We start from the raw sequence: 23,275 nt of genomic DNA, 5'->3' as shown, positions 1-23,275 counted from the left end.
TCAGTTTTCAATGTTCATTTTCGATAAATAATTGCTTTTCTATCTTATCATCTTCGTTAACGTTTCGTCAACAAAAAATCAATTTATTTAACAATCACTTAACATCACTTTAATAATATTAAAATATTATTTCCTTTTTTTCAAGTATATTTTTTACACTTTTAAAAATTTATTTAAATAATGTTTTGCCGTTTTTGACGACTTTTATATATTATCAATTTGACTATAAAAAGTCAATGGTTTATATAAATTTTTGTAGCAAACTTTTACAACTATATAACAACACATTTGTTGGTCACAAGAAATCATTTTAACACCAATTCAAAAAATTGCAAGAGAAAAAAATGAGTAGAAAACTTTAATTTTCTACTCACGCTTCTAAAAACCTTATTTTTTTGTTTTGTCGATGATTTGTTTTGCCATTGATTGATATATTTTACCTAGTCGATCTTCTGCTTGGTAAATGGATGGTGCGAAATCTTTTGGATTCCATGATGGTTGCTCTAAAGGTAATTGACCTAAAAGCTCAGTTTGCAACTCATCTGCTAATTTTTCTCCGCCACCTTTACCAAATACATACTCTTTATTTCCGGTTTCTTTACTTTCGAAATATGACATGTTTTCTATGACACCTAATATAGAATGTTCTGTATGTTTAGCCATAGCTCCCGCTCTTGCTGCAACAAAAGCTGCAGTTGGATGAGGTGTAGAAACAATGATTTCTTTACTGGATGGTAACATCGTATGTACATCTAAAGCAACATCACCAGTACCTGGTGGTAAATCTAAAAGCAGGTAATCTAAATCTCCCCATCGTACTTCAACAAAAAAGTTAGTTAACATTTTACCTAACATAGGTCCTCTCCATATAACTGGTGCGTTTTCTTCAACAAAAAATGCCATTGAGATTACTTTAACACCATGTCTTTCAACCGGTATAATTTCTTTGCCGTCTACTTCCGGTTTTTTATCTATTCCCATCATATCTGGAACACTAAATCCATATATGTCAGCATCTACGAGTCCAACTTTTTTGCCTTCTCTTGCTAGTGAAACAGCTAAGTTTACAGCAACAGTGGATTTACCAACGCCCCCTTTTCCAGAAGCAATCGCTATAAATTCAACAGGATTATCTTTTGATAATAGCCCTTCTATTGTTTGTGGTTGGTCATCACTGTTACCTCTATATTGTTCAACAACATCAGACGGCAGCTCCTCAAACCTTATCCCAACAGTATTCGCACCATTTTCTTTTAGCACTTCCACAATAGCCATTTGTAAATCTAACTGAGGCTGTCCTCCTAACTGAGCCATTGCCACTTTCACACTTACATGTTCTATCTCATCTTTTGTTGTTACCTCTATGATTCCATCTGTTTCCTTTAAAGGAACATTAATAATTGGATCTTTAAGTTCTCCAACAAGTTCTTTAACTTGCTCTATCGTTAACACAAAGCGTCCCCCTCTATTTTATAAATATATCCATTAATATTCTAACAAACATCACTTAATTTTGCTTTAAGTAGTTTACATTTAGTATAAATATAATCTTAGTAATACAAAAGAAGTTAGCTCAGTTTGTTTTAATTCTTAACAACTGGAGCTAACCTCTATACTTTCTTTATACCTTTCGCATGTTAAATTCGTTGACATCCCTGTTTTCCTTAATAAACAAAGCTATGATAAACCCAATAACAACGAATACACTAATAACTATAAATGAGAACTCCACACCATTAGCAATCGCTTGTCGTTGTAATAGTTCTTTATTTTCTATACCTCTAGCATTCTGAGTATATATCTTTGTTCCTATTGTCATAACTGTAACCATCAAGGCAGTGCCTAAGGAGCCCGCAGTAACACGGCCAAAATTACTTATTGCAGCTCCATGAGAAATCTCTCTTTTATGAAGTGCATTAATGCAAGCTGTATTTAAAAGTGTCTGATTTAATATAGCAATAAAAGCACTGATAATCATAACCGCAACAATCATGTTTCTATTTGTTTTAGACAAATATTCTACGGAAACTTAATCACCTCTCACCACTTATATCATCGACTATTTATTCTGATTAAGATTTTCGCTATCAGGATAAAAGACTTCTTTACACACAAATAACATACCCATAATTACAACAATTACCCAAAAATCAATATCTATATATGCATAATGAATGTGAACTATAAAATAGAATAGTAATGTGGTAACAGTAAATGTTATTAAATGATACGTTATCCCTTGAAAATAAGGGTTATCTGGTAGTTTTTTCCTAAAATAATCCATCAAATTTTCAATGATAAACAATGTAAAATAACCCAATACGATATAACTACCATAATAGATCAAGTTATCATAAAAGCTTTTATTATAACCAAAGTATGCTAGATGAAAAAATATAAGGATACGACTTAATCCATATAAACCAAATCCTAAGAATGCAAGAAATATAGCACCTGAAATGATAAATACCGAAAGTACAATAAGCGTCGTAAATAAATATTTTATATATTTCATTGCTTACTGTCCTCCCCTTCATCTAATTTATTTTCTGTTTATTTTACATTAATTCTTAATTAAAAAAACTGTTTCTTATTTTACCATTATAACAACATACACCAAAATACAAATAAGCAAGTATTAAAATTCACTAAACTTCAATACTTGCTTAATAATTAAAATACATATGACTTTTCATTTTTATTCTAAGAATTGCATTTGTGATTATCTTGTTTATATTGTTTCTGCCAAAGTACAAACAATATGATTAAGATGATAAGACTAAGTATAATCACATTGTGTATCGGTAAATGGATAAATGAAACCGTTAAACCATAAACTGTTCCCATAATTGTAGAGCCGATAGAATTACCTAGACTTTTCGTTAATGTATATAGTGACATCATGCGTTTCATATTCTGAGGTGACGTTTCTTCTTGAGTTATTACACTGTCTTTCGTATATACTGTTCCAAAACTAACACCAGCCAGCAATAAACTAAACGCTATAAATATCGGTGTTTTTGTACCTGCGAATATAAAAATGCCACATATTGTTAAAAGAGTAAAAGCAAATATATACAAACCTTTTCTAGACATTTTTGCTTCTAACCTATTTAAATTAAAATTCAACACTAACCAAGCAAAGGAAATTGGAAAAATAACAAATCCACTCTGCAAGGGAGACAGACCCAGTTCTTCTTGTAGATATATTGGCATATATAAATTATATCCCATCAGTATCATTGCATATAAAAAATCTGTAGTAAAAACGAGTATGATAGTTTTATTAAATTCTTTAACAGGGAAGAAAGGAGCTGCTACACCCTTTTCATTTTTAATTAATATCATACCCATAATAATTGCTATAATAAATGAAAGACAATTTAAATACCACAGATTGTTATTCATTACTGTAAACATTAAAAAGAAAACAAACAGATAAAATAACATAAGTCCTTTCATATCTAATTTATGTGAAGTTGTAGTCTGTTCATGTTTAAAATGAAATGTAAATATGACCAATAACATGGCGATGATAGCGATAGGTATATTAACGAAAAATAACCAATGCCAAGTAGCTAATTCTAAAATTCCGCCACCTAAGACCGGACCTATAATACTGGATATCCCCCACACACTACCTACAATTCCCATAATTTTATATCTTAAAGGAATTGCAAAAGCAAGCTTTGGTACAATTTGGCTCAAAGCCATCATTATTCCTGCACCCAATCCCTGAATAAAACGCGAGATAATTAAAATACCAAATGTACTACTTATACCTGAAAAAAAGCTTCCAATTGTAAAAAATACTAATCCCAAAAGTGTTATGTATATAATTTTAGTGCGATCCAATAATTCACCTACAATTGGATTAGCAATCACAATTGCTATAAAGTAAACTGAAAATATCAGTGATATTGAACCAGTCACATTTAAATCTTCTTTTATAGTTGGCAATGCTAATGAAACGATTGAAGTTTCAATTGCAGACATAAACATAATTAGTATTAATGCAACAACAACACCAAATGTTTTTATATTCATATTTAATCTCCTAACACGAAACATTCATTATCAATCATTACTAAATCACTATTTGTGCCTAAGTTCAATAGGTTTCCAGTAAATTACTTCTTTTGCCCTATAAAAATGACTAAAAAGAAAGCGAGAATTAAAATCAAATGAACCATTTTGATTTATCTCCCGCTTCCCTGATTAGCTGTATTTCTTTAATCTCATTAATCTTATAAATTAATAATGTTTTACATTAAAACGTTCCATCTATTCGATCATTACATAAAATATAAAATAGCTATAAAGTGAAACACAGAAGCTATTAAAATAAATAAATGCCAAATCATGTGAAAATACGGTCGCTCTTTTTGTGCATAGAACCAAGCACCTATCGTATAGGCTATGCCACCCAACAATATGAATAACATAAACTTCAAGCTCGTATCGAAAAGAATTGTAGGTAAAAATATTATCCCAATCCAACCCATCACTAAGTACATCGTTAAGCTAAGCTTATGATTTACATGTTTAGCCAATGATTTATAGAGTATGCCCCAAATGGTTATGCCCCATAAAACTATCATTGCTGTCCAACCTATCCAACCACCTACTAACACTAGACATACAGGTGTATAGGTACCGGCAATGGCAATATAAATCATGCTATGATCAATGATTCTAAGAATAAATTTGTGCGACGAATGATTAGGCATTGTATGATATACCGTTGAAGATAAAAACATTAAAAAAATACTTATTACATAGATAGAAACACTAAAAGAACCTAAAATACCATGCGCAAAATAACTTTGTAACGCTGCATATGGTAAAGCGCATAATGTTACAAAGGCAGCGACGCCATGTGATACTGCATTACCAATTTCTTCTCCAAATGTTAATGGTATGATATTTTTAAATGTTTTAGTGACTTTATTACTTTTAACCTCTAATGGTTTAGTCATTAATGTAATCACCTTTTCTTAGATCCTATTTAAACGTTTTAAATCAGCTGTAGCAGTTTCTACACTATCTTTTCCTTCTTTATTCTTTAACGGAGAAAACTCTTCTTCTCTTGGCACTTGTAATGTAAGAAAACTATTTGCATATTGGAAAATATCAAAATAAAATAATTCAAATTTTAAAGCGGGTTTTTCAATAATTCCAAAATCGTCATCCAATTGTTTAAGCTGTTTTACTGCTAAATGATAAGGCAATTTATTATCTACAGCAGCGTTAATAAATTGTAACTTAAACATATGTATACCAATGTTTGCATTATTTAATTGGTTTGCAGTTTCCGCTTCTAGTTCAGAGTATTCAAGCACGGTATCTTTATCAGCATTTTTAACTAACCTTCCAACACTCTCACCGTGTTTAGGTTGAATCGATTTCGTCGTAATATCCATACTATTTTGGAAAGTGTATCCTGCAAAAAACAAATCTAACACCTTCACTAAAACATTATCAATGTTATTTAAAAAGATATATTCAACACCGTTTTCAGTCATATCTTCAAGATAGCCTGCTTTTTTCAGTGATTTAAATACACCACCGTTACCATTTGGCGTTTCTAAAATAGAACTATCTACATCTAAAATAAGTTTTCCTTCTTCAGATAATGCAACGATATTATCTTGAATAAAGAAATGAACGTGGTTCTTGTCATATCCAAAATAATTTTTTTCTTCAAAAAACAACTGAGTTTGACTATCATTTATTTTACTTGTCATAATGTACCAATCTACATAAACACCCGATTGTTCTTTCAATTCTAGTAATTGACGTGCTTGTAATTCAAATAGGCTCACATCTTCAATCTCAAATGCACCCTTAGGTCCTTTGTATCCTAATCGTGTGCCTTGTCCGCCTGCCATTAAAACTACTGCAAATCTTCCTTTTTTAATAGCTTCTAGGCCAACATGTTCAAATTGTTTAATTTCTTCTTCAGAGAAATTTTCTTTGATATCGTATTTCACTTCATTTACTGAAGATATGTCATCTATTATTTGTTTATTTAAATACAAATCACGATATAAATTTTGAATGTAAGTTAAATCTAATTGATCCACTTGACTAGCTAATTGTTCTTTTTCATTATTACTCATTAATTTTTCAAATTCTATTAGATGTTCTTGGTTAAACTTTTCTAACTCTTTCTTATCTAACATGTCCTCTCTCCTTTATATTCAAAATAGATAAAAAATATATCTTATATCTAATAGGAATATATAATTTCACTATATGCACTTTATATTATTACAAATATAATCACAACCATAATCATCATAAATTTAAAAAGAAATGATTGAAGAATGGTTTGAATAATACGTATAGTGCACCTATTGAAAGCGCGCCTGCTAACGATAAGTCTACTAAGCCACCTGTTTTAAAAACTAAGGGGAATTTAATCGTTAACGGTATTGGATATAATAACTTTACACCTCTAGGCGTTAACATATCTAGTATAACATGTGAAAGCAAACCAAGGATAATTGAAACTAAATAATACTCTGGTGTTTGAATAATATATAAAAGGATACCAATTATAGAAATAAATAATAACGAGTGTGTGAATGTCCTGTGCCCAAACAGTATACGAACAAAAAAACTTAATACTTTGAAGCGCCTGCCAATTCTACTCTGCGTGTGACAAATATCAGGTAATAAGCTTGATATAACTGCAAGTGTCATTATTGTTATCGATGTAAATAAATCTGTCTGATAGTATTCTATAGTTAATGCACCTACTAACAAACCGCATGATGTGTGAGTTTTGCCTGTCATGTTCATTGCCCCTTTTCTCGGCTAAATTTTACCATAAAATCCACAATAATGCGAACATACTTTCGCGAAAGATAAATAGTATGACATAATAATCAAAAGTATCACACAATCACTTGAAAACGATTACTTTTTGTTGTATGCTATAGCTATAAATAATTTAAAGGATGTGTTCACGATATGGCAATGACAGTAAAAAAAGATAACAATGAAGTAAGAATTCAATGGAGAGTCGCTGATATTAAGATTCCAACAAGCGAGATTAAAAATGTTTCACAAGATCAAAATATCCATGCAGTTCCAAAATTAGATAGAGATAAAGTTTCACGTATTGGTTCTACATTTGGAAAAACTAATCGTGTTATCATCGATACTGATAACCATGAATACATTATTTACACACAAAATGATCAAAAAGTTTATAATGAAATTACAAAATAGTAGTCACTAAAAGTTAAACTTAGTGAATTTAATTGATTATAAAAAGAAGTGAAATTCTGAAAAATAGGATTTCACTTCTTTTTATATGCAAACACATGAAATAATAAATAATGGTTTTCAATCAGATAACAGTTTAGTTAAATGCTATACTAAAAATATCAATATGAAAGTAGGTGGAAAATATGTATGTAGTTACTAATCGAATAGATGTTAAGAAAGGGTTTGCTGAAAAGCTAGCTCCGAAATTTACACAAGGTGGAAAAATTCAAGATTTAGATGGCTTTCATCATATTGAAGTATGGTTAATAGACGACGAGACAGATTACGACCAAATGTATGTTAATACGTGGTGGGAAAATGAAGAAGCTTTTAATGGTTGGCTAAAAAGTGATGCTTTTAAAGAGGCGCACAGCCAAAGAAACACTTCTTCACAAGATGAACCATCACCTATTTTAGGAAATAAAATCGTTAAAGCAACTGTTTTAACAAAACTTCACTAATTAAATAAAACACACACATTTACACATATAAGAAACGTTTTAAAGGTCAATCACTTTTAAAATAATTTCAAATATGAGTTTATGTGTGTTTTATTTTGTTTAATTTAATTAAAATAAAGATGGGCCATTAATGCAATAATCGGTAAAGCAATGATTGTTCTAATCAAGAAAATAACAAATAATTTAAAAATACTAACTGGGATTTTAGATCCTAAAATCACGCCACCCACTTCAGATAAATAAATCAACTGCGTAATACTTAAAGCACCAATGACAAACAATGTTATGTCATTTCCAACGCCTTCAATTAAAATAGATGGCAAGAACATGTCAGCAAAACCGATCAAGACAGTTTCTGAAGCTTGTGCAGCTTCTGGAATTTGCAATAACTCTAAATAAGGAACAAAAGGTTTACCTATAATTCCAAATATTGGAGTATAAGTCGCAATGAGCGTAGCTAAAGTTCCAACACTCATCACAACTGGTAATATAACGAACCACATATCTATAACTGTTTTAAAACCAGATTTAAAGAACGATTTGAATCCTGGTGCTTTGATTCCAGTTTCAGTAGCCATGTCAAAACCATGTCTCAAAGCAGTTTTATTTGCAGGTAACTTTTCAGTACGCATTTCCTCAGATACTTCTTTTGAATATTCATCTTTAATCGTACTCAACGGCCATATTCTAGGTAAAATCAAAGCACATACAATACATGATACAATTACTGATAAATAAAAATAAAAGAAATGATTTTGCATATGTACTGTTTCTGCAACTACAATTGCAAAGGTTAATGATACTACACTGAAGGTAGTGGCTATAACTGTCGCTTCACGTCTAGAATAAAAACCACCTTCATACTGTCTACTTGTTATTAAAACACCAACTGTCCCATCACCAATAAATGATGCTAAATTATCCACTGTCGAACGTCCTGGTAATGTGAATAATGGCCTCATGATTGGTCTGAAAATAGGTCCTAATAATTCCAATAAGCCATACTCCATTAATAAAGGTAAAAAAAGCGCAGCAAAGAAAAATACAGATACAAGCGTTGGTAATAAACTTTCAAACACTAAACCACCAGTATCAGCAGAATAAACTGCTTTTGATCCCATTTTTAAATATGTCATCCAGACAAAAATAACGGCTAAAATTCTTAAAATAAGCCAAACAAATTTGACATTAAATGCATTATTCATTAATCCTTCAGGTTGCAATTTATTTTTTAATACCGTCGAACAGATGATAGATAAAACACCTGAAATAGTTATTATTATTACAATGATTAATGGCATCGCATCACCTAATAAATCTTTTAATAAGCCTGCTAAAAATGCCACTGGTAAAGTCGTTTGCTTTTCGCCATCTTCAGTCACAGTTACAGGAATCAAAAATAGTATAATCCCCAAAACTGACATCAAAATGAATTTTAATCTTCCTTTAATAATTTGTGCTTTACTGTAATCGTCCATTTTGTTCACCCCTTAGGTGTGTATATATTTTTATAAACACTTTAAAAGCAACAGCAATAATTATAACCTATTTTGTATAAATATGTAAATTAAATTTTTATGTCTTTTTAATGTCATAATTTTTTATAGATAATAAAAGGGAGCGGAACAGAAATCTAATTTTATAAAATAGATTTCGTCGTCCCACCCCGGCAAGCATGACTAGAATTGAAAAAATTATAAATTAATTGCTTGAGCCGTCGCTCATGCATAAGTCCCTTTAACTCGATAAAAAGTGAAGTGGACTTTTATTTTCAGCTCAGTCATTTACTGTCAATGTGCAATGAGGCTAGTACGAATCTATTGTTTCTCAGCCTCTACTTTAAATGAAAGCGTTTTCTTTTTCAATCTTTTATATATTAAATTTATAATTTTCTTAATAAAAACAGAAAATAAGGCACACCAACAATAGCGACGATAACACCAACTGGAATATCAATTGGCGGGTGAATACCTCTTGCTAGGCTGTCACTTATCATTAAAATTAAAGCGCCTAACAAACCAGACATAAATGTAATATGTTTGTGCTTGTGACCAACTAACTGTCTAGCCATATGAGGTGCAATAAGTCCTAAAAAGCTTAGACCCCCAACAACAGATATTGAAGCGCCTGCTAGAATAACAGCTAAAAATAAAAGTATTGCCTTTACTTTTTTCACTTTTGCTCCGAGTGCAATCGCTATATCATCACCTAATGTTAAAATATCTAGTTGATGACAATAATAAAATATCACTGGTAATGCAACAATAAACCAAGGTAATATCACCCACACATTTGACATACTATGACCATATAAGCTACCTGTCAGCCAAACTAATGCCGTATTAGCATCAAGGGGGTTACGTATGAGCATATATTGCACGATTGCTGTACATATCGCACCTATCGCTAAACCAATTAGCGCTAACTTAGAACCTTTTACATTAAATTTTGATATTAATATAGTTAAAATCATACTGATAATTAATGCACCTGCAAAAGAGCCAAACGGCAATATGAATAAAGGCGCTGATGGAAATAACATGATAATTGTAACAGCAGATAAACTTGCACCTTTGGTAATACCAATCACATCAGGGGAAGCTAGCGCATTTCTTACAACGCCCTGTATTAATGCGCCAGAAATGGCAAGGCTACTACCTACAATTAATGCTAAAAACATTCTTGGTGCTCTATATTCGTTAATAATAAAATTATTTTGTGTAAAAAGGCTACTTACTGCTTCGAACGGATTGATGAATACAGCACCTATGGAAAGAGACGCAATCGACGCAATCAATAACAATACTGTGACAAGCGAATATCGAAATATGAATGGTCTCATCATAGCCTTCTCACCCCTTTTATTGTAAATGCTAAGAAATAAAAAGCACCTATAAATGACGTTACTATGCCTACAGGTGATTCAAAAGGAAAGGCAATCAATCTGCTTAAAACGTCAGATAATAATAATAAATTTGCGCCGATAATTATTGTTAAAGGAACCATTAATCTATAATCAGTTTTAATATAATGTTTAACGATATGCGGTACAATCAAACCTACAAAACCGATTGGACCTGCTATTGAAACAGAAGTACCTGCCAGTACAATAACTAAGATACCAATAATCATTCTTATTAATTTAACATTTTGGCCTAATGAAGTTGCTAAATCTTCACCTAATTCCATGATTGTCAATTGTTTAGAAATGATAATTGTACAAATAAATGCAAGTATCAACCACGGCAAGATACCTAAAACTTGCGTCCATGTAATCGACGATAAAGACCCTACTAACCAAAACATTACCGTTGATGTAGCATCTTCATTTAATAAGATAATGCCTTGTGTCATGCTTGAAAAAAATAAATGGATAGCCATTCCAGCAAGCGCTAACTTAATGGGTGTCATCCCTTTTGTTGAGCCAGATAATGCATAAACCGTAAGCCCTCCTATAAATGCACCTATAAAAGCGAATATCGTGGCATAAGTCGACAATGAAGGCATGATCATAGTAATCAATACAATCACGAAAGATGCGCCAGAATTTACGCCAAATATTTGAGGAGAAGCCAATGGATTTCTAGTCATTGCTTGCATTAACAATCCTGCTAACCCTAGCGCTGCACCTATGAATAATCCTGCTAACATTCTTGGGATTCGTACATTATGTATTAAAAATGTTTGTTTAGTATGTGAATGCGTTAAAAAATAATCATTAAAATCATTTAATGTAATATGAGATGCTCCTACACTTAAGTTAAAATAAATAATCACAAAAAGCGCACACACACTCACAATAAATGTGAGTGCTGTGCGTTTATTATGTTTCTTATCTTCAGTTTTGGTTTGGTTAATGCTATTAGACTTAGTCATTTACCGTTCACCTTACTTTTGTTGTTTATCATTTTTTTCATCTTTTGAAATCTCTACTAATTGTTTAGCTATCTCTTCAGAAGAAATGATGCCTCGTGCACGAGCCCAAGTATTTCTATCTACAACTGCAATTCTATCATTTTTAACAGCATCTAAACTTTGCCAAACTGGTTCTTCTTCTTGTTTTTTCAAGTTTGGATCATTTTTTCCCTTGTCCACCATGATAAACATGCGTCCTGGATTAATATCTGAAAGCACTTCTGAATTTAGTTGTAAATATGGTCCTTTCAAATATTTAGATAGGTTATCTGTTTCAGTTTTATTAAGCGCGTTGTTAAAGCCTAATTCTTTCAATAATTCACCAACATATGTGTTTTCTGGATGTGCGAGCAAACCAGATTTGGCAATGACTGTCGCTAATACTGGTTGTGATTTATCCATTGTTATTTCTTTCTTGTATTTATCCATTAACTCATTATGTTTTTTTAGTCTCTCTTTTCCTTTATCTTCTTCACCTGTAGCTTTAGCAATTGTTTTAAAAGCATCTAGGTTATCTTTATAATCACTATCAAAGCTTGGTAACATAATCGTTGGGGCAATTTTTTCTAAATCTTTTTGTATACCCTTATGTCTGTTGCTATCTGCAATAATTAAATCTGGTTTCTGATTACTAATTTCTTCCAAATTTGGTTGTTTACGTGCACCCACTGATTGATAATCACTTATTTTTTCACGAATCGGTGCTAAAATCCTCTCTTTTTTTCCATCATCTGCCACACCAACCGGTTTAATATCTAATGCAGCCAATGCATCAACAAATGAAAACTCAAGTGCAACTACACGTTTAGGTTTTTTATCAATGTTCGTTGTTCCCCCATCATGCTTTATCGTTGTGCCGTTTTTACTTTTGTCGTCATTTTTAGATTGGTCAGAACCATTGTCACTAACCTTACCGCAAGCCGCTAGCAAGATAAGCGTTACTGTAATTAATAACAGACCCATCCATTTAGATCTTTGCTTCATCGTTTTCACTCCTTAGATATGTATCATTACACATCTAATTTTATTGATAACGATTCTCAATGTCAATAATTTTTTTATTAAAACTTGATAAAAATCAAATTTTATTCAATATTCCCTTAATTTGGGGATAACACATTTTTTCAATGATATCATCACGCTTATAGTCTTTTGGTAAATTAGGCACAAACATACTTTGCGCTAAAGCTTTGTAACCTAGGCTAAACTGAATTTTATCTCCAATATGATAATGTTCATTATTTAACAAATCCATCATAAGGTGATCGCTCGTTGCACCCAAAACTTTCACTTGATGATGTAATGGTTGAATATCGTTGACGTCTGTGTCTAAATTTCCTATATCTACAATTGCTTGTAAATAATGTTGACCATCATTTACGTTAATACGTGGCTTAATTTCCACAATTTCTGTCTCTAAAATGATGGCATTTTGATATAAAGTATCAAATGAACGATTCGTCGTCGTTTCAATGCCTCTAAATAAAGTTTCTCCGATCCTTAATTCGTTAATTTTCCCTAAGTCATTATAAAGCATTTGTAATAGCATACTAGAGTTGCCACCTGAGATAACATCGAATTGCATATGCATGACTTCCTCGATTGAAGTTATAAATTGATTAATCAGCTTAACATCTTCTTCAGTCGGAGCAATTGCATTAAAACACATAAAATTAAAAGCCAATCCTTTAAGATAGATATGATGCATGTTAATAATTTCTTTAATATAATCAATCACATCGTAAGTCAACACACCTTCTCTAGCATCTTTCCAATCAACCATTAACAATATATTATGTTTCACATCATAATTACTTGCGATTTCATTGATTTGTCGTATTGTTGCCAATTCAGTTTGAATACTCGTGTCAACGTAATGAACTAAATTTTCTAATTCATTACGGTTACTATTTCTAATTAATGTATAAGACATTGCTTTATCTGTACTTTTTTGAATATTACTGATTCTTGCGTCTGCAACATGTGTAATGCCAATATTTTTAAACATTTCAACGATTTTTTCATCGCCAGCCACACATTTAATCACAGGTGTAAAATCAATATGGTGCTGATTTAAAAGCGCACTTAAAGTCATGGCATTGTACTTAATTTTAGAAAGATTTACTTTGATCTTTGCCATAATTACACCTCTTTACTTAAAGGGTTATCTAAATCTACAGTTAAATAATTTTTAACCTTACCTTCCATTCTCATGCGTAACAATGCTTTTACATTAATCTTGGATCCAAATAAGGTTTGTCGTAATATTTGCGCATGTGCTTTTTGAGGGTCAATAGATTGTTCAACAGCTTCACGCACAAGTTCAAATAATTCATCTGCTTCAATATCTTCATATTGTGTAAAATGATGGATTAGTTCTGACATTTGATTTTGAATGACTGCATGTTGGAATTTTGCGATTACCGCTTCAATATTTTCAGCTATTAAACTTTTATTAGTAATATTAATGTTAGGTAATCGGCCCCTCAACGTATTTAAATCAATCCTTGAGCCTCCTAAATCTCTAATCAAAAATTCCATTTTAAATTCTTGATCCAAATGAACAATGGTATTTTGCATATGTGCTTCTAAAGCAATACCATAATCTTGGATATACGCTATTAATGGTTTTATAAGCGTTAATGCATAATTACTAATAAATGTTTTAATTGAAGCTTTGCTTACTTTTAAACCAAGCCATTCTATATAACTATCAACAATAATTTGATTATCTACAGGGTTTCTGTTGACTAAACTTCCTGTTACTATCGTGAGACCAGTGTTTGAAATTTGTGGCTGATAGCGCACGATACAAGCTAATTGTCGTGCGCTATCTTCATCTGTATCAGCATGTAAACCATAGGGCTCCATAGCGACTTTCAATTGAGGATATACATCCATCATATCTTGTAACTCATAACTTAATTTCGGGCCATCAACGGTGGTGACTGATGAAACAGTTCTCACTGCACTTGTCGCCTGTACATTGATTGGTAACTTGACATGAAAAGATTTATCGAGCAAATCCATTGTTCTAAAAGACAATGTTGCTTTGGATTCTATGTCAAAAGGCGTCGCTAAAAGACGTTGTGTTTCTATCCAATGACCAAATTGTTGTGGAATAACATTTTCATATTGCCATGGATGTACAAGTATAATGCGATAATCTGCTAATTCTAAATCATGTGAAGCTAGAAATACTTTTATTTTATCTTTATATTCAGGAATGACTTGATTGATGATATATTGTTCATCACCTTCCATCGCAGTTGCTATACAAAATTGTTTATGAATAAGCATAATTTTCAATGGAATAATTTTTTCAAATTCCGGCGCATATAATTTAACTTCTTCTTTCGTTAATGGCAGCTTTGTTTTAGTTAAAGGATGCGTAGGATGGCCTTCCTCTACAAGACTTTCAGAATAAATTAAATCATTTACACCATTATTTTCTTTCATATGTTGAAGCCATGTAAAAAAGTTGATGGTCCTAGGCATTCTTGAAAATTTCAAACTATCACGAATGTTAGATTGTCTATGCTTAAAATTTTCATAACTCATCGCTAAACCTTCTCGGCTTGATTGTAACTCTGCAGTTAGTCTAGCGCTAATAGGAATATCAAATTGATTTGTTAATATTTCAAGTAATTGTTCCAAAGTTTTAATAGTGACACTTGCATCACCTTTAATATAACGTAGCTCACCCTCAAAAACATAACGCATTAACGGACTCTTTCTGATATAGTTAACAGCTAATGCTTGTCCTTTATATTGTAGTTCTACGCAGTTATCAAAAGATTTAAAAAACATTTTCTCTGGAAAAATATGTTCTTTAAGAATCGCATTAAACATGCGATATTGAATATTTAAATCTGCTGATTTCCATAAATGATGCATCATACAACATTGCCTCCGTTTCTTCTTTGTCTGTTAATCATGCCAAATATTAATGCAATCGTTAAGGTGCTTAATCCCATAATTATAAATGTTTCAATAACACCTATATATTCTGTTAAAAAACTCATGATCATAGCACCTAAAGGAATCATTCCCCTATCCATCATTACAACACTTAATACCTTCCCTCGATGCTCTGATTTAACACGATGTTGAAAATAAATCCTATTGGTTGTACGCGCCCATTGACTGAACAGACCGATTAAGAATATTGAAATAAAAAATAATATCGTATTCTGGCTAATACTGCCTAACAAAGAGACGCCAAATAATATCGAACTATAATAATACATCTTCACCATAGGAATATTTTCTAATAAATTAGGTAAAATCATCGTCGCAATAATTCCACCTATTGCGCAACATGTCATCGCTGTCCCAAACATCGTGACTTGTTCAGGGAACGTCTTATCTGTTAAAACTGGTAATAGTGAAGTATATGTAAAACCACTAGCCATGATAAACAAAGATGTTACAAATATCCTTGTACCCACGCTATTATCCTTAAAATATTCAAAAACAAATTTAATACTCATTTGTTTTTCCACTTCATTATAATGCGGTTGTTCAAACTTTAGAGGCAAACATAGTATCAGAGATATTAAGTAACATATCGCTTGTATACTGAAACTTATTTGTGCGTTATAGTTTGCCATTACTAAACCAGCTATAGCAGGACCTATTGATCGACAAATATTAATAATAAATGAATGGTACGAAACCACCTGAGTTGTTGTTAAGCGTTTCGACAAATCTGGTAGCACAGATTGACGTACTGGTGTTTCTATTGCACTCATCATACCTCTACCCAAAGAATATAATAAAAATACTACAATCGGTATATCCCAATCTTGAAAGATTAAGACACACAGTAAAGTGGTAAGTAGAAAAGAGGAAGAGATAGTTATTTTCAGTAGTTTCCCCCTATTATATCGATCTGCTATTGCACCAGCCCATACACTTATGAGCAAAATAGGTACAAGGCGGAAAAAATTAATCAGTCCAAGATAAATTGCGTTATGATATAACGAATACACATACCAATTTAAAGTGATATGTCCAATCCAATTTCCTAAAAACAATAGGAAAGAACTTGAAAAAAAGTACTTTGCCATATTTTCACCCGACTTTTTAATTGATAATAATTATCATTATCGATATTATGGATTATACAAATATCCTATACTTTTGTAAAATAATATTTAGAGGTGCTTTATGAATTCAAAAAGTATTAACAACAATTTATCAAATAAAATGAACAATGATGAACAACATGCATTTGATTATTTATTATCAATCAATGAACAATGGGCACAATTGTTTTTAAATATGCTTTTAGAAAGTCGAGATAAAATATCTCAAAGATTAATTTCTTCATTACATAGAGAAAATTTAATAGACAGTCGGAGTTACAGTAAGATTATTTCTAACCAAGATTTGAACATTGTGCACTTACCAGCAAACAGCAAATTGTTATCCATTGCGTTCCCGAAAGTTAATAAGACGCTATATGCAACGATTACAGGAAATCATGCATTTGATCGTCTAGACGTTCAAGGACCATTTTATATTGAAGACAACGGAAATTACAATAGAGTCCAACATCCAAATGAAATATTAAATATTATTTTAACGATATCACCAGAGCTAGATAATGAAGCTAGTACACAATTTTATGAAGATTTGAACAACAGTGTCACAAATATGGCCATTGCATTAAGTTATCAAGCATATACATTAGAGAACAATAAAAAAAGCTTATATGAATTAATCATGAATGCAGAGGACAGTTATTTGAGTTCTGAACAGTTTGTTATTGAAGGTCACCCAATTCATCCGGGTGCTAAATTACGTAAAGGAATGACACCAGAAACTGTAATTAATTATTCAGCCGAATTTGGTAATGCCATATCCTTACAATTTATTTTAATACATAAATCAATAGCAAAAGCTCAGACTTATATTGAAGAAGAAAATGATTTACTTTTTAGATTGTTTGAAGGGTTAGAAGCAGCTGTTATGAATCATGTTGGTCATGATCAAGTTAATCAATATTACGTTATGGTCGTCCATCCATGGCAATACGACCATATCTTATTACAAGAATATAAAGAAGAATTAAAAACAAAGCGATTGATACCAATTGATTATCAACAATCTTATTACGCAGGATTATCATTTAGAACTTTAATGCCCAAATATCCTAAAAAGTCACCTCATATCAAGTTATCAACCAATGTTCATATTACTGGTGAGATTAGAACATTATCTGAGCAAACTACAATAAATGGTCCACAAGTAACACATATCCTTAATGATATAAAACAAAAAGATTCATTATTTAAGCATATAAACGCTGATACTATAGATGAACTTGCTGGTATTCATTTTTATAATTCATTGGACAAAGTCACTACCAGAACTAAAAGAAGTGAACAACTAGGTACATTATTTAGAACCAATATTTATCATTTAATTAAAAATGAAACTACACCTATCATCCCTTCAGCGTTAGTTAGTTCAACTATATATAATAATGAACCATTAATTGTTTCGTTAATTAACAAATATAAAGAAAAAAATAAGTTTCCGACCTTTGAAATCGCTGCTTTATCTTGGATAAATCAATACGGTCAAGCCTTAATAGATATCACGATTCCTCTGTATGTGAAATACGGTATCGCCCTTGAAGCACATTTACAAAATTCAATCGCTACATTTAGTGAAGATGGACGATTAGATTGGCTTTATATACGTGATTTTGAGGGGTTACGTATCGATCGCATACGCTTGAATAAGATGGGTTATAGTACTGCAAGTTTTCATGAAAAATCTTTAATTTTATCTGATCAACCTCAAACAGTATTTAATAAAGTCTTTTATTCAAGTATTCAAAATCATCTCGGTGAATTAATTGTCAGTATTACAAAATCAAGTGAAGATTCTAATTTTGAAAAGCAACTTTGGCAATTGATTCGAGATATTTTAATTGCTAAATTAAATGATATTGCAAACGATATAGATGACCAACAACGCGTGAAAAATATAAAATCAATCCTATTGGCACCCAAAATAGATTATAAATGTGTTACAACCATGCGTCTGACTGATGAAGCGGATTACTATACCTATATTAAAGTTGACAATCCTTTACATCAGAAATAAATATACACAATATATATACAAAAAATACCGGTAAAGGATTACCTTTACCGGTATTTTTTAAATTATGTGTTATTGTAAGCCTTTATTTTCGTTGCTTGAATTTTGGCTTTTTTCATTTTTTTGTGACCATTCTTTTCTAGTCATCACGTCTTCAACACGCATATTCACTTCTACAACTTCAAGACCAGTAATATATTTTACTTGTTCTTTAACTAAATCTGTTACTTTGCGGAAAATTTTAGGTGCAGATTCACCATATTCTAAAATAACTTTTAAATCAACTGCAGCTTGTTTTTCGCCTACTTCAACGCTAACACCTTGTGTTACATTGTTGCTGCTTCCGAATGAACTAGAAATGTTATCAACGAAGCCGCCTTTCATTTCTAAAATACCATTTACTTCGCGTGCGGCAATACCAGCAATTTTTTCAATAACTTCGTCTGAGAACGTTAACTTATTTGTGAATTCTGGTTCTTGTTGCTGTTGTTGCTGCTGTTGTTGTTTTTCTTGCTCTTTTTCGTTTACTCCAGTTTGGTTATCATATGCTTGTTTTGCTTTATTGTTATCTACTGCCATAATTAATTCTCCTTTGTTATATAAGATTTTAAAATTAATAATATACTATTTAAATTAATTAACTCCATCGATTTAAGAAATTTAAAAAATCTTGCTTACGGTCTTTAGTATACCCAATACCAATACCAATTAAACATAAAACGATAATTAATATTGTACTCCAGAAACCTAACGTTAAAAATAATATAGCGATAATTAGAAATGCTAAAAATCCAATTATTCTCCATTTAAATGTTTTGAAAAAATCAACAACTTCTTGTGTAGAATCTTGTCTTTGTTGGTTATTATTGTTAGCCATGATAACCCTCCCTTACAACACACGTTTGCCTGAGGCTTTTTGATCTCTAACGTTAACCTCTAATTTTGAAACTGGTAATTCAGTGAAATGCTCAACATTTTGTTTAATGTCATTTCTTATTTCTTCTGTTAATGAACCAACTTGAACATCACCCGGAACAAAGAAATCAGCTTTTAAAGCAATATGTGATTTCTTTTTCTTGTTATATAATTTCGCTATAACATTTGGTTGACGAATTTGGTCATATTTTACAAGTGTATCGTATGCAGATTTTTCAACTGCTTTTCTCGATACATAAATATGTCCATCTTCATAGTCTTTATAAAGTCCAGGTTTTCTATACGTAGGTTTAAACAAGCTAAATACAAGTATTAGACCTATTAAAATCAATAGAGCTGCTAAGCCAATTAACGTTGGTTCAAACCAATTAAATTGCTTGAAGTAGTCCTGGTACTCACTAATTCTAGAATCTTTGATATACATAAATAGTAAAAAACCAACGATGACTACGATTAATAGACCTAGTATAAAATTTTTAATTCGCTTCACCTCGTATGACACCTCCTATAGTCAAATTATATGTACATGTCATACATCTTTATACCCCGTTAAATAAACGTAAAAACATTTTAAATTGAAATTATAATGTATTTGGTAAAATAATTTTAATCACTGCCATGATGCATTTGTAATTAGGTATTTTTTTCATGATCTTGATTTGATTTTCGATATTGTAAATACTTTTCATCAGAAACAAGTAATTTATTGCTAGGACGCGGTTTTTCAATTGATAATGATTTGAATAGTGACCAAATCATAAAGATAATGACGATTGAAAAAGGCAAAGCTGCAATGATTAATAAATTTTGTATTGATTGTGTACCACCTGTATAAATCATAATCATCGCAAATAAAGCTAAAATAATCCCCCAGCTTACTTTTACTATACCGGATGGGTTTATACTACCTTTAGAACTCAACATACCAAGCACGTAAGTTGCTGAGTCTGCTGAAGTAACAAAGAAAATCATAATTACAATGAGCGTGATAATACTGAGTAAAAATCCTAATGGGAAATGCTCAAGCGTTGCAAATGTTGCAGTTTCAGTTGCCTCTTTAGCAATGTTGGCAATACCATTTTGCTGTAAATAAATTGCAGATGCCCCGAATACTGCAAAGAATAAAAAACAAACAAGTGCTGGTACAAAAAGTACACCTAAAATAAATTCTTTAATTGTTCTACCTCGAGAAACCCGAGCAATGAATATACCAACAAATGGCGCCCAAGAAACCCACCATGCCCAGTAGAAGATTGTCCACTGTTGTAACCATTGGAATTTCTCTCCACCTGCTTGTGGGATACGTAAACTCATATTAAAGAAATTAGCAATATAATCACCCAATGAATTCGTAAACATATTTAAAATGTTTAACGTAGGACCGACACAAAATAATGCGATCAAAACTACAAAAGCTAAAAACATATTAATATTACTTAAGTTTTTAATGCCTTTATCAATACCGGACCAAGCAGACCAGGTAAATAACACTGTAGCTATAACGATAATCACAACTTGTGTACCAAAATTAGAAGGTATTTTAAATAAGAAATTCAACCCTTCATTAATTTGTAATGCACCAAAACCTAATGTCGCAGCAACACCAGTTACTGTGGCAATAATTGCAAGCACATCGATTGCGCCACCTATTGGGCCTCGCATCATTTTTTCACCCAAAATGGGTCTTAATGTAGCACTAACTAATCCAGGATATCCTTTATGAAAATTAAAGTACGCAAACACGAGTCCAACAATTCCGTACACTGCCCACGCATGTATACCCCAGTGAAAAAATGAAAACTGCATCGCTTCATTTATAGCAGTTTGTGTTCCTGCTTTATGTATCGGTGTTAAAGTAAATGCGTGACTGATGGGTTCAGCTGTTGTCCAAAATACTAAGCCTATCCCCATACCTGCACTAAATAACATTGCAAACCATGATTTAAGTGAAAATTCTGGGTCTTCTCCCTCTTGACCTAAAGTTATTGTTGAATATCTAGAAAATAATAAATAGATAGATACAACTAAAATGGCTAATACTAATAGTAAATAATACCATCCAAAATTTACTGCAATAAAATTGGTAATTGCTTGTGTAACCGATTCCAATTGTTTAGGCGCAATTGCTCCATATATAACAAATAGCGTACAAATCGTTAACGCTACCCAAAAAACCACTGTTAATTTTCTAAATCGCATATTAACATGACACTCTCCCTTTACTTTATGTGTCACATATACCCTTACATCGTGCTAATATGCGTAATTTATGAATTTAATTGCATTTAACATTTTAATTTATATATAACTTTTATTTTAAGACGCACATATATTCAAAAGTGAAAATGATGATACCGAACATGTGATAGACGGTTATGTTGAAAAAATAAAGGAGCAAAATAACAATCAAATATAATAATTTGACTGCATTTGCTCCTTGAAAGCTCTTAATTTAATCAAATCGCTTTGGCATATCACATATGATTTAACAATAATTTATATATAACTAACAGTGTTTTCGTTAAGAATACTTTTCACTTTTGTTAAATTGAAATAACCAATTTACCGACCATTCTATGATTTTCCATTTTTCTATGCGCCTCAAAAATATTATCTGCTGTTAATCCTTTTAACACTTCATTTGCTGTTGGTTGATAATCACCAGATTCTACTTTATCAGTGATGTCTTTTAGATACGTACCGTGAATAGCCATATCTTCTGTTTGATTCAAAGGTCTTGAATACATATATTCATGAGTAAAGGTTATGCTTTTAGGCTTTAGTAAATTCAAATCTTGCTCATGATTGAAAGCAACAATTGTCGCAATTTTACCACGTGGTTTTACAAGTTCAATCATTTTTTCATAATATAAGTCCGTATCAAAAGTACAAAAAATATAATCTACTTCACTAATTTCATATTTTTTAAATTCATCTGTCAAATTATTTTTATGATTCAACACGATGTCCGCACCTAATGATTTTGACCAATTATACGTTTCATCACGTGATGCAGTGGTGATGACATGTAATCCGTAATATTTTGCTATCTGTGTCGCGATACTACCTACGCCACCTGCCCCATTAATTATTAATAAGGATTTACCTTTATTTTCTTCAGGATTTTTAGAAATATTAAAAACATCAAAAAGTGTCTCTGATGCTGTTAAGCCAGTTAATGGTAAACTTGCCGCTTCTGTATCACTAATATTACTTGGCTTTAATGCTACTAAGCGTTCATCAACAAGTTGATAGGTCTGATTTGAGCCTTGATATGATGGTGAGCCTGAGTAATAAACTTCATCTCCAATTTTAAATTGTTTAACATCTTCACCCAAATCTTCTACAATGCCTACAGCATCATAACCTAGAATTCTTGGCGACTCATTTATAGACGATTGTCTAATTTTCGTATCTACTGGATTAACGCTAATAGCTGTTAAACGTACTAATAACTCACGCTGCTGAGGTTTTGGCGTCTCTATATCCATTTCATAAAATTGATTACCCTCATCTAATGTAAACGGTTTGTCTGCACCAATTGCTTTCATATGTGCATCTCCTTT

The 23,275-nt window shown here is 31.6% G+C and carries 22 protein-coding genes; 3 read left to right on the top strand and 19 right to left on the bottom strand.

What is annotated here, in order from left to right; translation table 11 throughout:
* Positions 1 to 387 precede the first annotated feature (387 nt).
* From KA814_RS02735 to KA814_RS02705, 7 genes are all read right to left on the bottom strand, one after another.
* Positions 388 to 1,452, bottom strand: coding sequence for an Mrp/NBP35 family ATP-binding protein (locus tag KA814_RS02735; protein WP_046208387.1), 1,065 nt, complete (start codon positions 1,450 to 1,452; stop codon positions 388 to 390).
* 169 nt (positions 1,453 to 1,621) lie between these two features.
* Complete coding sequence (locus KA814_RS02730; protein ID WP_064209397.1) at positions 1,622 to 2,014, bottom strand: MFS transporter; 393 nt, start codon at positions 2,012 to 2,014, stop codon at positions 1,622 to 1,624.
* Positions 2,015 to 2,059: 45 nt separating this feature from the next.
* Positions 2,060 to 2,515 carry a SepA family multidrug efflux transporter gene (locus tag KA814_RS02725; RefSeq protein WP_046208389.1) on the bottom strand — a complete coding sequence of 152 codons (456 nt, stop codon included), beginning with the start codon at positions 2,513 to 2,515 and terminating at the stop codon, positions 2,060 to 2,062.
* A 188-nt stretch (positions 2,516 to 2,703) separates the two neighbouring features.
* On the bottom strand, positions 2,704 to 4,047 hold the full coding sequence (gene sdrM, locus KA814_RS02720) for a multidrug efflux MFS transporter SdrM (protein ID WP_210122659.1): 1,344 nt from the start codon (positions 4,045 to 4,047) through the stop codon (positions 2,704 to 2,706).
* 248 nt (positions 4,048 to 4,295) lie between these two features.
* Entirely contained in the window at positions 4,296 to 4,979 is a 684-nt protein-coding gene (trhA, locus tag KA814_RS02715; protein WP_046208391.1) for a PAQR family membrane homeostasis protein TrhA, read from the bottom strand.
* 18 nt (positions 4,980 to 4,997) lie between these two features.
* Positions 4,998 to 6,185, bottom strand: coding sequence for a UTP--glucose-1-phosphate uridylyltransferase (locus KA814_RS02710; protein ID WP_046208392.1), 1,188 nt, complete (start codon positions 6,183 to 6,185; stop codon positions 4,998 to 5,000).
* 115 nt (positions 6,186 to 6,300) lie between these two features.
* Complete coding sequence (locus tag KA814_RS02705; RefSeq protein WP_046208393.1) at positions 6,301 to 6,801, bottom strand: metal-dependent hydrolase; 501 nt, start codon at positions 6,799 to 6,801, stop codon at positions 6,301 to 6,303.
* 177 nt (positions 6,802 to 6,978) lie between these two features.
* Here KA814_RS02705 and KA814_RS02700 point away from each other — a divergent pair, with 177 nt between their 5' ends.
* Together KA814_RS02700 and KA814_RS02695 are read left to right on the top strand one after the other, a co-directional pair.
* The gene (locus KA814_RS02700) at positions 6,979 to 7,239 is read left to right on the top strand and encodes a SunI/YnzG family protein (protein ID WP_046208394.1); all 261 of its coding nucleotides are present in this window, start codon (positions 6,979 to 6,981) and stop codon (positions 7,237 to 7,239) included.
* A gap of 182 nt (positions 7,240 to 7,421) precedes the next feature.
* Positions 7,422 to 7,739 carry a heme oxygenase gene (locus KA814_RS02695; RefSeq protein ID WP_046208395.1) on the top strand — a complete coding sequence of 106 codons (318 nt, stop codon included), beginning with the start codon at positions 7,422 to 7,424 and terminating at the stop codon, positions 7,737 to 7,739.
* 104 nt (positions 7,740 to 7,843) lie between these two features.
* Here KA814_RS02695 and KA814_RS02690 read toward each other — a convergent pair whose 3' ends face one another.
* From KA814_RS02690 to KA814_RS02660, 7 genes are all read right to left on the bottom strand, one after another.
* Positions 7,844 to 9,217: a YjiH family protein gene (locus tag KA814_RS02690; RefSeq protein ID WP_046208396.1), complete on the bottom strand. Its 1,374-nt coding sequence runs from the start codon at positions 9,215 to 9,217 to the stop codon at positions 7,844 to 7,846.
* A gap of 404 nt (positions 9,218 to 9,621) precedes the next feature.
* On the bottom strand, positions 9,622 to 10,584 hold the full coding sequence (locus KA814_RS02685; RefSeq protein ID WP_046208397.1) for a FecCD family ABC transporter permease: 963 nt from the start codon (positions 10,582 to 10,584) through the stop codon (positions 9,622 to 9,624).
* Positions 10,581 to 11,615: a FecCD family ABC transporter permease gene (locus tag KA814_RS02680; protein ID WP_064209396.1), complete on the bottom strand. Its 1,035-nt coding sequence runs from the start codon at positions 11,613 to 11,615 to the stop codon at positions 10,581 to 10,583. The genes KA814_RS02685 and KA814_RS02680 overlap by 4 nt, the downstream gene beginning before the upstream one ends.
* 12 nt (positions 11,616 to 11,627) lie before the next feature.
* On the bottom strand, positions 11,628 to 12,638 hold the full coding sequence (locus KA814_RS02675) for an ABC transporter substrate-binding protein (RefSeq protein WP_210122658.1): 1,011 nt from the start codon (positions 12,636 to 12,638) through the stop codon (positions 11,628 to 11,630).
* Between the two features lie 94 nt (positions 12,639 to 12,732).
* A complete protein-coding gene (locus tag KA814_RS02670; protein WP_064209395.1) occupies positions 12,733 to 13,794 on the bottom strand; it encodes an alanine racemase in 1,062 nt (353 codons plus the stop codon).
* A gap of 2 nt (positions 13,795 to 13,796) precedes the next feature.
* Positions 13,797 to 15,554, bottom strand: coding sequence for an IucA/IucC family protein (locus KA814_RS02665; protein ID WP_064209394.1), 1,758 nt, complete (start codon positions 15,552 to 15,554; stop codon positions 13,797 to 13,799).
* Entirely contained in the window at positions 15,551 to 16,726 is a 1,176-nt protein-coding gene (locus KA814_RS02660) for an MFS transporter (RefSeq protein ID WP_064209393.1), read from the bottom strand. Before KA814_RS02660 ends, KA814_RS02665 begins: the two co-directional genes overlap by 4 nt.
* Before the next feature lie 100 nt (positions 16,727 to 16,826).
* Between KA814_RS02660 and KA814_RS02655 the strand changes: the two genes are divergently transcribed.
* Positions 16,827 to 18,776 carry an IucA/IucC family protein gene (locus tag KA814_RS02655; RefSeq protein ID WP_064209392.1) on the top strand — a complete coding sequence of 650 codons (1,950 nt, stop codon included), beginning with the start codon at positions 16,827 to 16,829 and terminating at the stop codon, positions 18,774 to 18,776.
* Positions 18,777 to 18,845: 69 nt separating this feature from the next.
* On the opposite strand, the gene KA814_RS02650 is transcribed toward KA814_RS02655, so the two are convergent.
* From KA814_RS02650 to KA814_RS02630, 5 genes are all read right to left on the bottom strand, one after another.
* Positions 18,846 to 19,352, bottom strand: coding sequence for an Asp23/Gls24 family envelope stress response protein (locus KA814_RS02650; RefSeq protein WP_046208404.1), 507 nt, complete (start codon positions 19,350 to 19,352; stop codon positions 18,846 to 18,848).
* Between the two features lie 58 nt (positions 19,353 to 19,410).
* A complete protein-coding gene (locus KA814_RS02645) occupies positions 19,411 to 19,650 on the bottom strand; it encodes a DUF2273 domain-containing protein (RefSeq protein WP_019468675.1) in 240 nt (79 codons plus the stop codon).
* A gap of 12 nt (positions 19,651 to 19,662) precedes the next feature.
* Positions 19,663 to 20,199, bottom strand: coding sequence for an alkaline shock response membrane anchor protein AmaP (gene amaP / locus KA814_RS02640; RefSeq protein ID WP_019468674.1), 537 nt, complete (start codon positions 20,197 to 20,199; stop codon positions 19,663 to 19,665).
* A gap of 143 nt (positions 20,200 to 20,342) precedes the next feature.
* A complete protein-coding gene (locus KA814_RS02635; RefSeq protein ID WP_046208405.1) occupies positions 20,343 to 21,908 on the bottom strand; it encodes a BCCT family transporter in 1,566 nt (521 codons plus the stop codon).
* A 344-nt stretch (positions 21,909 to 22,252) separates the two neighbouring features.
* The gene (locus tag KA814_RS02630) at positions 22,253 to 23,260 is read right to left on the bottom strand and encodes a zinc-binding alcohol dehydrogenase family protein (RefSeq protein WP_064209391.1); all 1,008 of its coding nucleotides are present in this window, start codon (positions 23,258 to 23,260) and stop codon (positions 22,253 to 22,255) included.
* Between the last annotated feature and the right edge of the window lie 15 nt (positions 23,261 to 23,275).

The sequence above is a fragment of the Staphylococcus sp. GDY8P196P genome, from assembly GCF_017891705.1.
Lineage (GTDB): Bacteria > Bacillota > Bacilli > Staphylococcales > Staphylococcaceae > Staphylococcus > Staphylococcus ureilyticus.
The sequence above is the reverse complement of the archived record's forward strand: the minus strand, read 5'-3'. Positions and strand labels throughout refer to the sequence as shown.

Coding starts and splice junctions, on each gene's coding strand:
- KA814_RS02710 (WP_046208392.1), bottom strand. CDS start 6,185: ATGTTAGATAAGAAAGAGTTAGAAAAGTTTAACCAAGAACATCTAATA.
- KA814_RS02650 (WP_046208404.1), bottom strand. CDS start 19,352: ATGGCAGTAGATAACAATAAAGCAAAACAAGCATATGATAACCAAACT.
- KA814_RS02695 (WP_046208395.1), top strand. CDS start 7,422: ATGTATGTAGTTACTAATCGAATAGATGTTAAGAAAGGGTTTGCTGAA.
- KA814_RS02670 (WP_064209395.1), bottom strand. CDS start 13,794: ATGGCAAAGATCAAAGTAAATCTTTCTAAAATTAAGTACAATGCCATG.
- KA814_RS02685 (WP_046208397.1), bottom strand. CDS start 10,584: ATGATGAGACCATTCATATTTCGATATTCGCTTGTCACAGTATTGTTA.
- KA814_RS02660 (WP_064209393.1), bottom strand. CDS start 16,726: ATGGCAAAGTACTTTTTTTCAAGTTCTTTCCTATTGTTTTTAGGAAAT.
- KA814_RS02630 (WP_064209391.1), bottom strand. CDS start 23,260: ATGAAAGCAATTGGTGCAGACAAACCGTTTACATTAGATGAGGGTAAT.
- KA814_RS02725 (WP_046208389.1), bottom strand. CDS start 2,515: ATGAAATATATAAAATATTTATTTACGACGCTTATTGTACTTTCGGTA.
- KA814_RS02705 (WP_046208393.1), bottom strand. CDS start 6,801: ATGACAGGCAAAACTCACACATCATGCGGTTTGTTAGTAGGTGCATTA.
- KA814_RS02675 (WP_210122658.1), bottom strand. CDS start 12,638: ATGAAGCAAAGATCTAAATGGATGGGTCTGTTATTAATTACAGTAACG.
- KA814_RS02655 (WP_064209392.1), top strand. CDS start 16,827: ATGAATTCAAAAAGTATTAACAACAATTTATCAAATAAAATGAACAAT.
- KA814_RS02680 (WP_064209396.1), bottom strand. CDS start 11,615: ATGACTAAGTCTAATAGCATTAACCAAACCAAAACTGAAGATAAGAAA.
- KA814_RS02690 (WP_046208396.1), bottom strand. CDS start 9,217: ATGGACGATTACAGTAAAGCACAAATTATTAAAGGAAGATTAAAATTC.
- KA814_RS02645 (WP_019468675.1), bottom strand. CDS start 19,650: ATGGCTAACAATAATAACCAACAAAGACAAGATTCTACACAAGAAGTT.
- KA814_RS02635 (WP_046208405.1), bottom strand. CDS start 21,908: ATGCGATTTAGAAAATTAACAGTGGTTTTTTGGGTAGCGTTAACGATT.
- sdrM (WP_210122659.1), bottom strand. CDS start 4,047: ATGAATATAAAAACATTTGGTGTTGTTGTTGCATTAATACTAATTATG.
- KA814_RS02665 (WP_064209394.1), bottom strand. CDS start 15,554: ATGATGCATCATTTATGGAAATCAGCAGATTTAAATATTCAATATCGC.
- KA814_RS02700 (WP_046208394.1), top strand. CDS start 6,979: ATGGCAATGACAGTAAAAAAAGATAACAATGAAGTAAGAATTCAATGG.
- trhA (WP_046208391.1), bottom strand. CDS start 4,979: ATGACTAAACCATTAGAGGTTAAAAGTAATAAAGTCACTAAAACATTT.